The following is a 14,514-nucleotide window of genomic DNA, read 5'->3' on the forward strand; positions in this document are numbered from 1 at the left end:
CACGTCCTTGCCGCTCGTGCATGCTCGTCGCGCACGGGTGGGTCCGTTCGTCCTCCGGCATCCGGGGGCGCCGCCGCGCATCGTTCGTCGCGCGGCGGGAAGTGCCGTGGTCTGTGTCCAGTAGGTAGAGCGTCCGCGTGCCGTAGGCCGGCGCGCGTCATGTACGCCGCGCGCCCGTAGGCCGGGCAGGCGGCATAACCGAGAGTCCCCCATGAAAGCATCGGATCTGTTCGTGAAGGCGCTGGAAGCCGAAGGCGTCGAGTACGTGTTCGGTATTCCCGGCGAAGAAAACCTCGATCTGCTCGAATCGCTGCGGCGATCGAAGATCAAGCTCGTGCTGACCCGGCACGAGCAGGCGGCCGGGTTCATGGCCGCCACCTACGGCCGCCTGACGGGCCGCACCGGCGTGTGTCTCGCGACGCTCGGGCCGGGTGCGACGAACTTCGTCACGGCCGCCGCGTATGCGCAGCTCGGCGGCATGCCGATGCTGATGATCACCGGGCAGAAGCCGATCAAGTCGAGCAAGCAGGGCCACTTCCAGATCGTCGACGTGGTGGACATGATGCAGCCGCTCACGAAATTCACGCGGCAGATCGTGTCGATCGGCAATATCCCGTCGGCCGTGCGCGAGGCGTTCCGCCGCGCGGAGGAGGAGCGCCCGGGCGCGGCGCACCTCGAATTGCCGGAAGACATCGCGCACGAGGAGGGCGACGGCAAGCCGATCCCGCGCAGCTACAGCCGGCGGCCGGTGGCCGAGGAGAAAGCGGTCGCGCGTGCGGTCGACGCGATCCAGGCCGCCCGCCATCCGCTGCTGATGATCGGCGCGGGCGGCAACCGCAAGACCACCTGCAAGATGCTGCTCGAATTCGTCGACAAGACGGGCATCCCGTTCTTCACCACGCAGATGGGCAAGGGCGTGATCGACGAGACCCATCCGCTGTGGCTCGGCAATGCGACGCTGTCCGACGGCGATTTCGTGCATCGCGCGATCGAGCATGCGGACTGCATCATCAACGTCGGCCACGACGTGATCGAGAAGCCGCCGTTCTTCATGCGCACCGACGACAAGACGGTGATCCACGTGAACTTCCTCGGCGCGCAGGTCGATCCCGTCTATTTCCCGCAGATCGAAGTGGTCGGCGACATCGCGAATGCCGTGTGGCAAATGAAAGAGGCCATGTCGCCGCAGCCGCACTGGGATTTCGCGCGCTTCGCGATGATCAAGGAGCATTTCGACGCCCATCTGGAGAAGGGCCAGCACGATCCGCGCTTCCCGATGTACCCGGTGCGGATCGTCAACGACCTGTACAACGCGCTGCCGGTCGACGGCATCGTCTGTCTCGACAACGGGATGTACAAGATCTGGTTCGCACGCTACTGGCGTGCGCACGAGCCGAATTCGCTGCTGCTCGACAACGCGCTCGCGTCGATGGGCGCCGGCCTGCCGTCGGCGATCGCGACGAAGATCGTGCATCCGCAGCGCAAGGTGATCGCCGTGTGCGGCGACGGCGGCTTCATGATGAATTCGCAGGAGCTCGAGACGGCCGTGCGGCTGAAGCTCGACCTCGTCGTGATGATCCTGCGCGACGACGCGTTCGGGATGATTCGCTGGAAGCAGGAGAACATGAATTTCCCCGATTACGCGATGACGCTGCAGAACCCCGATTTCGTGTCGTATGCGCAAAGCTACGGCGCGCACGGGCATCGTGTCGAATCGGCCGACGATCTCGAGCCGCTGCTGCGCGAGTGCTTCTCGTCGCCGGGCGTGCACGTGATCGACGTGCCGATCGATTACTCGGACAACGAGCGCGTGCTGAACCGCGAGATCAAGCGCCTGTCGGCACAGCTCTGAATTCCCCGTTCACCGGAAGGAGTCGTTCCATGTTGAAGGAAACCTATCCGTACTACCTCGCCAACGAAGCCGTCTACGCGAACACCGATCTGGAGGTCACGGACAAGTTCAGCGGCAAGGTCGCGACGCGCGTCGCGCTGGCCGATGCGAAGGCGATCGATGCGGCGATCGGCGCGGCGGTCGCCGCCGCGAAGCCGATGCGCGAGATGCCGGCCTTCAGGCGGCAGGCCGTGCTCGACCATTGCGTCGCGCGCTTTCGCGAGCGCTTCGACGAGCTGGCCGAGGCGTTGTGCATCGAGGCCGGCAAGCCGATCAACGATTCGAAGGGCGAAGTGACGCGGCTGATCGACACGTTCCGCGTCGCCGCGGAGGAATCGGTGCGGATCGACGGCGAGATCGTCAACCTCGAAATTTCCGCGCGTGCGCAGGGTTATACGGGGTACGTGAAGCGCGTGCCGATCGGCCCGTGTTCGTTCATCTCGCCGTTCAACTTCCCGCTGAACCTTGCCGCGCACAAGGTCGCGCCCGCGCTCGCGGCCGGCTGCCCGTTCGTGCTGAAGCCCGCGAGCCGCACGCCGATCGGCGCGTTGATCATCGGCGAGGTGCTCGCGGAAACCGACCTGCCGAAGGGCGCGTTCTCGGTGCTGCCCGCGCATCGCGACGGCGCCGACCTGTTTACGACCGACGAGCGTTTCAAGCTGCTGTCGTTCACGGGTTCGCCGGCCGTCGGCTGGGCGCTGAAGGAGAAGGCGGGCAAGAAGAAAGTCGTGCTCGAACTCGGCGGCAACGCGGCCGCGATCGTCGATGCGGATCAGCGCGACCGGCTCGACTACGTGGTCGAGCGTCTCGCGTTCGGCGCGTACTACCAGTCGGGCCAGAGCTGCATCGGCGTGCAGCGGATCCTCGTGCATGCCGATCTTTACGATGCGCTGCGCGAGAAGCTGATCGCGAAGACGCGTTCGCTGAAGATGGGCGACCCGAAGGATCCGTCGACGTTCGTCGGCCCGATGATCTCCGAATCGGAGTCGCGCCGGCTGTCGGGCTGGATGGACGCGGCCGTCGCGGCGGGCGCGAAGATCGTCGCGGGCGGCAAGGTCGACGGCGCGATGTTCGAGGCGACGCTGCTGGAAAACGTCGGGCACGAGCAGGACCTGTACCGGAAGGAGGCATTCGGCCCGGTCGCGATCCTCGAGAAGTTCGACCGCTTCGACGATGCGCTCGCCCGCGTGAACGACAGCGACTTCGGGCTTCAGGCCGGCGTGTTCACCGATTCGCTCACGCATGCGCAGCGCGCGTGGGATGAACTGGAAGTCGGCGGCGTCGTGATCAACGACGTGCCGTCGTTCCGCGTCGACAACATGCCGTACGGCGGCGTGAAGGATTCGGGCCTCGGCCGCGAAGGGGTCCGCTACGCGATCGAGGACATGACCGAACCGCGGCTGATGGTCGTGCGGCGCCGGTAACGCGCCGGCCGCGGCGTCAGTCCACAACGGCACGCAGGCAGGCGATCGGGCCGGCCTGCGTGCCGTTTTCATTGCGCCGCGCGCATCGGTCCGGCATCGCGCGCGTACCGCCGCGCGGCGGGCCGCCCGACGCGCGCTCGACTGCGGGCCTCGCCTCGTGATGTAATCGCGCCAAACTGCGGACCGGGGCACGGCACCGGAAAGCGCGAATTCATTCTTCACGAGGTCGATTCATGTCCCCCGTCTCGGCATTCAAGCTGGTTCTGTTGTCATTCCTGGCGATCGTCGCGCTCGAATGCATCGCCAAGCGGTTGCGGTTGCCGCCCGCGGCCGCGCTGCTGATCGGCGGTATCGGGATCGCATTCATTCCCGGCCTGCCGCCGATCAACCTCGATCCCGAGCTGGTGCTGCTGGTGTTCCTGCCGCCGCTGCTGATGGACGGCGCGTACTTCTCCGTATGGGAAGAGTTCAAGCGTAACGTCGGCGGTATCCTGATGCTCGCGATCGGCGCGGTCGTCTTCACGACGTTCGCGGTCGGTTTCGCCGTGCACTGGGTCGTGCCGGCGCTGCCGTGGGCCGCGTGCTTCGCGCTCGGCGCGATCGTGTCGCCGCCCGACGCGGTCGCCGCGAAAGCCGTGCTCGAACGTGTCGCGCTGCCGCGCCGGCTGATGGTGCTGCTCGAAGGCGAGAGCCTGCTGAACGACGCGGCCGGCCTCGTGCTGTTCCGCTTCGCGGTCGCGGCCGCCCTCACCGGTGCGTTCAGCCTCGAGCATGCGGTCGTGCGTTTCGCGGAACTCGGGCTCGGCGGCGTGGTGGTCGGCTTCGTGATCGGCCGGCTCGTCGTGTGGTTCCTGAAGCTGCTCGACGACGACTATCTCGTGATCACCGTCGCGGTGATCGCCGGCTGGATCGCGTACATCGCGGGCGAAATGGTCGAGGTGTCGGGCGTGATCGCGACGGTCACGGCCGGCATGATCATCGGCTGGCATCAGCACGAGGTGTTCTCGGCCGCCGTGCGCACGCGCGGCACCGCATTCTGGCAGGTCATCGTGTTCCTGCTCGAAGCGATGGTGTTCGTGCTGATCGGGCTGTCGCTGCGCGGCGCGATTCACCGGCTCGGCGGCTTCGAGCAGGTGCTCGCCACGATGGTGCCGCCGGTGGTCGCGGTGCTGGCGGCGGTGATCGTGTCGCGCTTCGTGTGGATCTACGCGGTCGAGGCGCTGAAGTGGCCGGTGCGCGGGATCGCACGGCGCGGCGAAGCGCCCGACTGGAAGGCCGCGACGATCATGAGCTGGGCCGGGATGCGCGGGGTCGTGACGCTCGCGATCGCGCTGTCGCTGCCCGAGGCGTTGCCCGGCCGCGACGTGATCCTGGTCGCGTCGTTCGCGGTGATCCTCGTCACCGTGCTGCTGCAGGGCACGACGATCGGGCCGTTGATCCGGCTGCTGCGCCTGCCGCAGCGCGAGGAGCGCGCCGCGCACCATCTGACCGAGCCGCAGACGTGGGCGCACGTCGAGGCCGCGCAGCTCGCGGCGATCCAGCCGCTCGTGCGCGACGAGCACGGCGTCGTGATCCATCCGCGCCTGCTCGAGCAATACACGTATCGCGCGGAGCTGACCGAACGCTCGAAGAACGAACCCGAGTACCCGGCGGAAGTGCGCACCGCGCACTACGACGTCGTGCTGGCCGCGATCAGGGCCGGGCGTGCGGAACTGTTGCGCCTGCATCGGTCGGGGCGCATCCACGACGAGATGCTGCACACGCTCGAACGCGATCTCGACCTGCAGGAAGTGTCCGCGCAGCACGCGCGCGGGTAAGCGGGCGCGACCCGTCATCCCACGGGCCGGCGTTCTGCCGGCCCTGCACCGCGCGCGGCCGATCCTTCCCCGCCGCGCGATGTTGCTCCCGCCCACCAGCCGATTCGACCTGTCGGAATCCGGCCCTCAATACCACCGGCAAACAGCCTTGCAGACCATGCAAGCCTTATGGCGCCGGTCTCGCAAACGTTATCGTCTTTCGAATCCGGAAATGATCAGATTTATCTGATTCCGTCTCTTTCTGCATATTTGGCAAAACTAAACCGGAAGGAGATAGATGCTGTGTTCTAATTTCATTTAGAATCAGCCGGTTATCTTTATTGAGAGAAAGAATGCGGAGGTAATGCGGTTGCCGATGAGGAAGGAATCGGCGTCTCAAGCCCCGCAAGGCAGTGCCGACAGGCCAAATCGGCGGAATCAGGCGGGTTTTTCAACCGCCAAAATAAGATAGTGTCCAAGTCGGATAAACAACTCCTATGAAAGAATCGATTGGAGATTCGGCGTTTGAAACTGTATTTATGAAAGAATCGAGCAGTGATAATGCCTCGGATTGCCTTGAATCGGGGTTATCGGTCCTTCTGGTCGACGATCAACCGTTCGTCGGCGAGGTGATCCGCCGCGCGCTGCGCAGCGAGCACGACATCGATCTGCACGTGTGTACCGACGCGCACCGGGCGATGGCGGTCGCGCGCGACGTGAAGCCGACGGTGATCCTGCAGGACCTCGTGATGCCGGAGATCGACGGCCTCGATCTCGTCCGCGCGTGGCGCGCCGACGCCGGCACCGCGCGGGTGCCGATCATCGTGCTGTCCGCGAAGGAGGAGCCGATCGTCAAGCGCGAGGCGTTCATCGCCGGCGCGAACGACTATCTGGTGAAGCTCCCCGACGCGATGGAGCTGACCGCGCGCATCCGCTATCACTCGAATTCGTACCTGATGTCCCGGCAGCGCGACGAGGCGCTCGATTTCCTGTCGCACGACATGCGTTCCCCGCAGACGTCGATCCTCGCGCTGCTCGACGTCTACCGCGCCGAACACGGCGACATGCCGGCGATCATGGAGCGCATCGCCGGCCATGCGCGGCGTGCGCTGGCGCTTGCCGACGGCTTCATCCACCTGACCCGCGCGCAGTCCGAGCGCCGCGCGCACGAGGTCTTGAGCCTCAACGAGATCGTGGTCGATGCCGTCGACCAGCTGTGGGAGAAAGCGGCCGGGCTCGGCTGCCGGGTCGTCGCGCACGTGCCCGACACCGAGTGCGTGACGATGGGCGACCGCATGATGCTCACGCGCGCGGTCGCGAACCTGATCGACAACGGGCTGAAGTACGGCCCGGCCGGCACGGACGTGCACTGCACGCTGAGCAGCGAGGACGGCGCCTGGCTGATCGGCGTCGAGGATGGCGGCGCCGGCATCGCGCCCGAGCAGCGCACGGCCGCGACCGAGTCGTTCGTGCAGCTCGAAACCGTGAACGGCGCGGCGCGCGGCGGCTTCGGCCTCGGGCTTGCGTTCGTGCGCGCGACGGCGGCGCGGCATCGCGGCCAGATCCTGATGCGCAATACGGCGCGCGGCTTCATGGTCGCGCTTCGGCTGCCGGCGCAAGCGGAGCGGTGATTTCGCGGCGCGGCCTGCCGGCGCCGCGTCGTCCGCATCCGACCCCGATGCGCTCGTGGCGCGCCGACCGGCGCGCAGGCGGGCGCGGATTTTTTCAACGCTGATTTTAGAAAGCCCATAACGAACATGGCCACCGTGACGCCCCGCGCGACCAATGAAAGCCTGCATCCGACGATCGGCGCTGCCCGGCTGACGCTCGGCAATCGCATCCTGCTCAGCTTCGGCGTGTTGTTCGTGCTGATGCTGGTGACAGCCGGCGTGTCCTACGAGCGACTGCGCGCGATCAACGCCGAAGCCATCAGCATCGAGCGCGACTCGCTGCCCGGCGTGTACCTCGCGTCATCGCTGCGCGGCTCGGTCAACGAATCGTTCATGCTGTTGCAGCAGGCAACGTTCGTCGATACCGACCCCGACAGCGTGCATCGCGATCTCGCGAAGATCGCCGACGCGATGAAGGAAGTCGAGGCGCTGTCGGTCGACTATCAGGCCACGACGTTCCGCGACGACGACCGGCAGCGGTTCGCCGCGTTTCGCGGCGCATACGATCGTTACCTGCCGCTCCTGAGCGACGCGATTCAGAAGACCCGCGCGTCGCACGACGACGCGGTCGCGGCATACACCAAGGCGCAACCGGCCTGGGCCGAGGTCGTGCGCAACGCCAACGTCCTGGTCCAGGAGAACCGCAAGTTCGCCGAGCAGTCCGCGAAGCTGATCCGCGAATCCGTGCAGGACACCGAGGTCGTGCTCGCGACCGCGCTCGCGTTCGTGCTGCTGTCCGCGCTCGGGCTCGGCTACGTGCTGTACCGTTCGGTGACCGTTCCGATGGCGCGCCTGGTGGAAGTGCACGACGTGATGCGCACCGGCAACCTCACGCGCCGCCTCGACCTGCGTCGCCGCGACGAATTCGGCACGCTCGAGACGGGCTTCAACCGGATGGCCGACGAGCTGACCGAACTCGTCGCGCGCGCGCAGCAGTCGTCGCTGCAGGTGACCACGTCGGTGGCCGAGATCGCGGCGACGTCGCGCGAGCAGCAGGCGACCGCGAACGAAACCGCGGCGACGACGACCGAGATCGGCGCGACCTCGCGCGAGATCTTCGCGACCTCGCGCGACCTGCTGCGCACGATGAACGAGGTGGCCGGCGTGGCCGAGCAGTCGGCGACGCTCGCCGGCGTGAGCCAGAGCGGGCTCACGCGGATGGGCGAGACGATGCGCAGCGTGATGGACGCGGCCGGCTCGGTGAACGCGAAGCTCGCGATCCTCAACGAGAAGGCGCTGAACATCAACCAGGTGGTCGCGACCATCACCAAGGTGGCCGACCAGACCAACCTGCTGTCGCTGAACGCGGCGATCGAGGCCGAGAAGGCCGGCGAGTACGGTCGCGGCTTCGCGGTCGTCGCGACCGAGATCCGTCGCCTGGCCGACCAGACGGCCGTCGCGACCTACGACATCGAGCAGACGGTGAAGGAAATCCAGTCGGCCGTGTCGGCGGGCGTGATGGGGATGGACAAGTTCTCCGAGGAAGTGCGCCGCGGGATGCTCGACGTGCAGCAGGTCGGCGGGCAGCTGTCGCAGATCATCGCCGAGGTGCAGACGCTCGCACCGCGCTTCCAGATGGTCAACGAGGGGATGCAGACGCAGGCGAACGGCGCCGAGCAGATCACGCAGGCGCTGTCGCAACTGTCGGAGGCCGCGCAGCAGACGGCCGAGTCGCTGCGCCAGTCGTCGCAGGCGATCGACGACCTGACGCTGGTGGCGAACCAGTTGCGCACCAGTGTGTCGCGCTTCAAGGTCGACGCGTGACGCGCGCCGATCCGCAGAACGGCGCGCAGGCGCTGTTCCTGATGTTCGAGCTCGACGGCGAGCGTTATGCGCTCGACGCGGCCGGCATCGACGAGGTGCTGCCGCTCGCGGACACGAAGGCCGTGCCCGGCGCGCCCGACTGGATCGCCGGGCTGTTGATGCGCGCCGGCCAGCCGGTGCCGGTGATCGACGTGCCGATGCTGGCGCTCGGGCGGCGCGCGCACGCGCTGCGCTCGACGCGGCTCGTGATGGTCCGCTACCGCGCGGGCGAGGCCGGTGTCGAGCGCACGCTCGGCCTGATCGTCGAACGTGCGACGCAGACGATGCGGATCGACCGCGCGGCGTTCCACGCGAGCGGCATCTCGACCGCGCGCACGCGCTGGCTCGGGCACGTCGCCAATACGCCTGACGGCATCGTGCAGCAGGTGTCGGTGTCCGACCTGATCGATGACGTGGCGCGCCTGTATCTGTTCGATGGCCTGCCGGGCCACGGGGGGGAGTTCGCATGAAAGCGTCCGAATCGCGATTTCGCGGCTGGCTGTTGCGCGAGACCGGCATCGACCCCGATTCGCTCGGCAACGATTTTCTGACGCGGGCGCTGACGGAGCGCGTGCATGCGCTGCAGGCGGACGGCGAGCGGCTGCCGTCGGCGGCGCGGCCGCCGGTCACGCCGGAGGCGCTCGACGCGTACTGGCAGCAGTTGAACGCATCGGCCGACGAGCGGCGCGCGCTGATCGAGCTGTTCGTCGTGCCCGAGACGTGGTTCTTCCGCGACCGCGAGGCGTTCGCGACGCTCGCGCGGCTGGCGGCCGAACGGCTTGCCGCGCTGCCCGGCCGGGTGATCCGCGTGCTGAGCGCGCCGTGCTCGACGGGCGAGGAGCCGTATTCGGCGGCGATGGCGCTGCTCGACGCGGGGCTCGAGCCGGCCAGCTTCACGATCGACGCGATCGATCTCAGCGCGCGCGCGATCGAGTACGCGCGGCTCGGCTGTTACGGACGCAACGCGTTTCGCGGCACGGCGACGGAGTTTCGTTCACGGTATTTCACGCCGGCCAGCGACGGCTGGCTGCTCGACGAGCGCGTGCGCGCCTGCGTGCAGTTTCGTCACGCGAATCTCGTCGAACCGGCCGCGGATACGGGCATTCGCTACGATTTCGTGTTCTGCCGCAACGTGCTGATCTATTTCGACCGCGACGCGCAGGATCGCGTGATCCGCTCGCTCGACGCGCTGCTCGTCGACGACGGCATGCTGTTCGTCGGGCCGGCCGAAACGGGCGTCGCGATGCGGCACGGAATGCGCTCGGCGCGCGTGCCGCTGGCATTCGCGTTTCATCGCGAGCCGGCCGGCACGGCGGCCGACGCGGCCGCGGCTGCGGCGGCGCCGTACCGGCGCACCGAGCGCTTCACGGTCGCGCCGCTCGCCGCGACGCGCTCGGTGCTGGCCGTTGCGCCGCCGTCCTGGCCGGGTGATGCGCGTCAGCCGTTCGCGGTGCCGCCGCCGGCCGTGAACACGGCCACCTTCGATGCGCGGGCCGACCTGTCGGCCGCGACGGCCGAAGCGGTCGCGCCGGTTGCCGAAGCCGTCGCGCCGACACTCGAGGATGCGCAGGCGCTCGCGAACGCCGGCGCATTCGACGAGGCCGAGCGCGTGCTCGCGCAGTTCTCGGCGCGCGTCGGCCCGCATGCCGATGCGTTCTACCTGAACGGATTGATCGCGGATGCGCGCGGGCGCGCCGCGGAAGCGGGCGACTTCTACCGGAAGGCGCTGTACCTGCGACCCACGCACCACGAAGCGCTGACCCATCTCGCGACGCTGCTCGACGTCGGCGGCGATCGTGCGGGCGCGCAATGGCTGCTCGAGCGCGCACGGCGCTCGGCCGGCTGACACGATGACGGAATCGGGACCGACACCGCGATGACCAGAGGAATTCATGAACCGCGCCGCCGCTGCCATTGACGACACGACGATCGACGTCGACGATTGCTGGAACCGGATCGGCACGCGCGGCGACCGCTCGTGCGAGCGGCTGAACGACTGCCTGCGCTGCCTGAACTGTCCGGTCTACGCGTATCACGCGGCGAAGCTGCTCGAGCGCCCGCTCGACGTGGCCGAGATGGCCGACGCGACGCGCCGGATCAGTGCGTTCGGCGCGACGCGCGCGGGCGACGACGGCGACACGCACCACGCGGCGCTGGCGTTCCGCGTGGCCGACGAATGGCTTGCGCTGCCGATCGGCGTGCTGCGCGAGATCGCCGGCACACGCCCGATCCATTCGCTGCCGCATCGCCGCCATTCGGCCGTGCGCGGCGTGGTCAACATCCGCGGCACGCTGCGCATCGCGATCTCGATCGGCGCGTTGCTCGGCCTCGATGCCGGCAAGGGCGGCGACCGCGACGGCGACGGCCGCTTCACGCGGCTGCTGGTCGCCGCGCACCAGGGCGAGCCGGTCGTGTTTCCGGTCGACGAAGTCGAGGGCGTGCTGCGCTACGGCGCGTCCGACTGGGTGCCGGTGCCCGCGACCGTCGGGCGCGCGAGCGCCGGGCTGTCGCGCGGCGTGCTGTCGTGGCGCGGCAAGTCGGTGGGCCTGCTCGACGACGACCGTCTGTTCGACGCCGTGACACGGAGCATGCGATGAGCGGTGATGACGACCTGAGCCACCTGTCGCTGCTCGAGCTGTATCGCGAGGAGACGCGCACGCAGACCCAGGCGCTGTCCGAGCGGCTGCTCGCGCTCGAATCGGGCGAGCCCGACTCGGTCGCGCTCGAAGCCTGCATGCGCGCCGCGCATTCGCTGAAGGGGGCCGCGCGCATCGTCGGCGTGCCGCTCGGCGTCGACATCGCGGGGCGGATGGAGGAGTGCTTCGTCGCCGCGCAGGCCGGCACGATCTCGCTGACGGCCACGCACGTCGACGTGCTGCTCGCCGGCGTCGATCTGCTGGTGCGCGTCGGCGATCCGCAGGCGCAGCCCGTCACGTCGACCGAGATCGACGTGTTCGCGGCCGCGCTCGCGGGCGCCGACGGCGCGCAGACGATGCAGGCGCCTGCCGGGATGCCGCCGCCGGTGCCGCCGCCTGCCATGCCGTATCGCGACCACGACGGCGCGGCGAACGAGCCGGTCGGCGCGAGCGCCGCGGTGCCGCCGCTCGCGGTGTCGGGCGCGGCGCCCGATCCGGCGCAGGCCGGCCGCGTGGCCGGCGCCGGCGCGATGCGCCGCGTGCGGGCCGATACGCTGAACCGGCTGCTGAGCCTGTCCGGCGAATCGCTGGTCGAATCGCGCTGGCTCAAGCCGTTCGCCGAATCGATGCTGCGCGTGAAGCGCGCGCAGCGCGACGCGGCCCGTTCGCTCGATCTGATGTACGAACAATTCGCCGACGATCTCGACGCGGGCATGCTCGCGTCGATGAACGAAGTGCGGCACATGCTCAACGACCTGCAGCGTTCGCTGGCCGAGCGCATGGACGAATTCGACCGCTTCGAGCGGCGCAGCACGCATATCGCCGAGCAACTGTACGACGAGGCGTTGCAGTGCCGGATGCGGCCGTTCGGCGACGCGACGCGCGCGTATCCGCGCATCGTCCGCGATCTCGCGCGTTCGCTCGGCAAGCAGGTACGCTTTTCGATCGTCGGCGAGAGCACGCAGGTCGATCGCGACATCCTCGACCTGCTCGACGCGCCGCTCGGCCATCTGCTGCGCAACGCGATCGATCACGGCGTCGATTCGCCCGATGCGCGGCGTGCGCGCGGCAAGCCGGCCGAGGCCAGCGTGACGCTGGAGGCGCGCCACAGCGCCGGCTCGCTGCTCGTCAGCGTGATCGACGACGGGCCGGGCGTCGACATGGACGCGCTGCGCGCGGCCGTCGTGCGCCAGCGCCTGACCGACGACGAGACGGCCGCGCGGCTGTCCGACCCCGAGCTGCTCGAATTCCTGCTGCTGCCGGGCTTCTCGATGCGCGATGCGGTGACCGACGTGTCGGGGCGCGGCGTCGGCCTCGATGCGGTGCAGGAGATGGTGCGCGGCGTGCGCGGCGCGGTGCGGATCTTCAACGAACCGGGCGCGGGCATGCGCTTCGTGCTGCAGCTGCCGCTCACGCTGTCGGTGATCCGCAGCCTGCTCGTCGAAGTCGGCGGCGAGCCGTATGCGTTCCCGCTCGCGCATGTGCGCCGCACGCTCGAACTCGCGCACGACGACATCGACGTGCTCGAAGGGCAGCCGCATTTTCCGTTCGACGGCCGGCGCGCGGGCCTGGTCGCCGCGCACCAGCTGCTCGACGCGGGCGAACCCGACGTCGCGCGCACGAGCACGGCCGTCGTGGTCGTCGGCGGCGAGCCCGAGCTGTACGGCGTCGCGGTCGACCGTTTCCTCGGCGAGCGGATGCTCGTCGTGCAGCCGCTCGACAGCCGCCTGAACAAGATCCAGAACATCGCGGCCGGCGCGCTGCTCGAGAACGGCGACCCGGTGCTGATCGTCGACGTCGAGGACCTGATCCGCTCGGTCGACAAGCTCGTGCGCGGCGGGCAGCTTGCGCGGGTCACGCGCGACCCGCAACTCGCGTTCGCCGATCGCCGCCGCCGCGTGCTCGTCGTCGACGATTCGCTGACGGTGCGCGAGCTCGAACGCAAGCTGCTGGAAAAGCGCGGTTACGACGTGACGGTCGCGGTCGACGGGATGGAGGGCTGGAACGCGGTGCGCAGCGATACGTTCGATCTCGTCGTGACCGACGTCGACATGCCGCGCATGGACGGCATCGAACTCGTCACGCTGATCAAGGGCGATCCGATGCTCAAGCGCGTGCCGGTGATGATCGTGTCGTACAAGGATCGAGACGAGGATCGCCGTCGCGGGCTCGACGCCGGCGCCGACTACTACCTCGCGAAGAGCAGCTTCCACGACGAGGCGCTGCTCGATGCCGTGCACGACCTGATCGGGGGTGCACGCGGATGAACATCGGTATCGTCAACGACCTGCCGCTGGCCGTGGAGGCGCTGCGCCGCGTGATCGCGCTGCGCGCGGACCACCGCGTGCTGTGGGTCGCGACCGATGGCGACGAGGCCGTGGATTTCTGCGTCGCGCAGCCGCCCGACGTCGTGCTGATGGATCTCGTGATGCCGAAGGTCGACGGCGTCGCGGCGACGCGCCGGATCATGGCGCGCGCGCCGTGCGCGATCCTGATCGTCACGGCGAGCGTCAGCGCGAACACGTCGTCGGTGTACGAGGCGATGGGAGCCGGTGCGCTCGATGCGGTCGACACGCCGACCCTCGCGCTCGGGCTGTCGACCGACGCGTCGCCGCAGGCGCTGCTCGCGAAGATCGACCAGATCGGCCGGCTGCTCGAAAGCCGGACGGCCGCGCTCGTGCCGCCGGGGCCGGCGCCCGCGCGCGGCCAGCCCACGCTCGTCGCGATCGGCGCGTCGGCGGGCGGACCGACCGCGCTCACCGCGCTGTTGCGCGCGCTGCCGGCCGATTTCCCGGCGGCGCTCGTGATCGTCCAGCACGTCGACCAGGCGTTCGCGTACGGGATGGCCGAGTGGCTCGACGGCTATACGCGGCTGCCGGTGCGCGTCGCGCGGCAAGGCAGCGTGCCGCAGGCCGGCGAGGTACTGCTGGCGGCCACCAACGATCACCTTTACCTGTCGCCGCGCGGCGTGCTCGGCTATACGCAGCATCCGGTCGAGACGCCGTACCGGCCGTCGATCGACGTGTTCTTCAACAGCGTCGCCGACGGCTGGCAGGGCGACGCGCTCGGCGTGCTGCTGACCGGCATGGGACGCGACGGTGCGCTCGGCCTGAAGGCGATGCGCGCGAAGGGGTGCTACACGATCGCGCAGGACGAGGCGACCAGCGCCGTCTACGGGATGCCGAAGGCGGCCGCGGCGATCGGCGCGGCGTCGGCGATCCTGCCGCTCGAGCGGATCGCGCCCCAGCTGATCTCGCGCATCACGCGCCCGCTGCGCGACTGACGGCACGCGGC

10 protein-coding genes are annotated in these 14,514 nt (G+C 68.8%); all 10 read left to right on the top strand.

Translation table 11 applies throughout. The features are described 5' to 3' along the window. The first annotated feature begins 211 nt into the window (after nucleotides 1–211). The 10 genes from HWX00_RS09730 (at nucleotide 212) to cheB (ending at nucleotide 14,503) form a co-directional block, all read left to right on the top strand. Nucleotides 212–1,852, top strand: coding sequence for an acetolactate synthase large subunit (locus HWX00_RS09730; protein ID WP_034185662.1), 1,641 nt, complete (start codon nucleotides 212–214; stop codon nucleotides 1,850–1,852). Nucleotides 1,853–1,881: 29 nt separating this feature from the next. Then, a complete protein-coding gene (locus HWX00_RS09735) occupies nucleotides 1,882–3,315 on the top strand; it encodes an aldehyde dehydrogenase family protein (RefSeq protein WP_034185663.1) in 1,434 nt (477 codons plus the stop codon). Nucleotides 3,316–3,548: 233 nt separating this feature from the next. Continuing rightward, nucleotides 3,549–5,132: a Na+/H+ antiporter gene (locus HWX00_RS09740; RefSeq protein WP_034185664.1), complete on the top strand. Its 1,584-nt coding sequence runs from the start codon at nucleotides 3,549–3,551 to the stop codon at nucleotides 5,130–5,132. A gap of 476 nt (nucleotides 5,133–5,608) precedes the next feature. Further along, the gene (locus HWX00_RS09745; RefSeq protein WP_034185665.1) at nucleotides 5,609–6,742 is read left to right on the top strand and encodes a hybrid sensor histidine kinase/response regulator; all 1,134 of its coding nucleotides are present in this window, start codon (nucleotides 5,609–5,611) and stop codon (nucleotides 6,740–6,742) included. Nucleotides 6,743–6,868: 126 nt separating this feature from the next. After that, nucleotides 6,869–8,545 (top strand): methyl-accepting chemotaxis protein, encoded by a 1,677-nt coding sequence (locus HWX00_RS09750; protein WP_034185666.1) that lies wholly within the window; start codon nucleotides 6,869–6,871, stop codon nucleotides 8,543–8,545. Continuing rightward, nucleotides 8,542–9,054: a chemotaxis protein CheW gene (locus HWX00_RS09755; RefSeq protein ID WP_034185667.1), complete on the top strand. Its 513-nt coding sequence runs from the start codon at nucleotides 8,542–8,544 to the stop codon at nucleotides 9,052–9,054. Before HWX00_RS09750 ends, HWX00_RS09755 begins: the two co-directional genes overlap by 4 nt. Further along, nucleotides 9,051–10,430 (top strand): CheR family methyltransferase, encoded by a 1,380-nt coding sequence (locus tag HWX00_RS09760; protein WP_034185668.1) that lies wholly within the window; start codon nucleotides 9,051–9,053, stop codon nucleotides 10,428–10,430. Before HWX00_RS09755 ends, HWX00_RS09760 begins: the two co-directional genes overlap by 4 nt. Before the next feature lie 46 nt (nucleotides 10,431–10,476). Then, a complete protein-coding gene (locus HWX00_RS09765) occupies nucleotides 10,477–11,181 on the top strand; it encodes a chemotaxis protein CheW (RefSeq protein WP_034185669.1) in 705 nt (234 codons plus the stop codon). Beyond that, on the top strand, nucleotides 11,178–13,487 hold the full coding sequence (locus HWX00_RS09770; RefSeq protein WP_059558466.1) for a hybrid sensor histidine kinase/response regulator: 2,310 nt from the start codon (nucleotides 11,178–11,180) through the stop codon (nucleotides 13,485–13,487). The genes HWX00_RS09765 and HWX00_RS09770 overlap by 4 nt, the downstream gene beginning before the upstream one ends. After that, a complete protein-coding gene (gene cheB, locus HWX00_RS09775; RefSeq protein ID WP_034185671.1) occupies nucleotides 13,484–14,503 on the top strand; it encodes a chemotaxis response regulator protein-glutamate methylesterase in 1,020 nt (339 codons plus the stop codon). The genes HWX00_RS09770 and cheB overlap by 4 nt, the downstream gene beginning before the upstream one ends. Nucleotides 14,504–14,514 lie beyond the last annotated feature (11 nt).

Origin of the sequence: Burkholderia seminalis DSM 23518, from assembly GCF_902832885.1 — a bacterium.
In the GTDB taxonomy this organism is placed as follows: Bacteria; Pseudomonadota; Gammaproteobacteria; order Burkholderiales; family Burkholderiaceae; genus Burkholderia; species Burkholderia seminalis.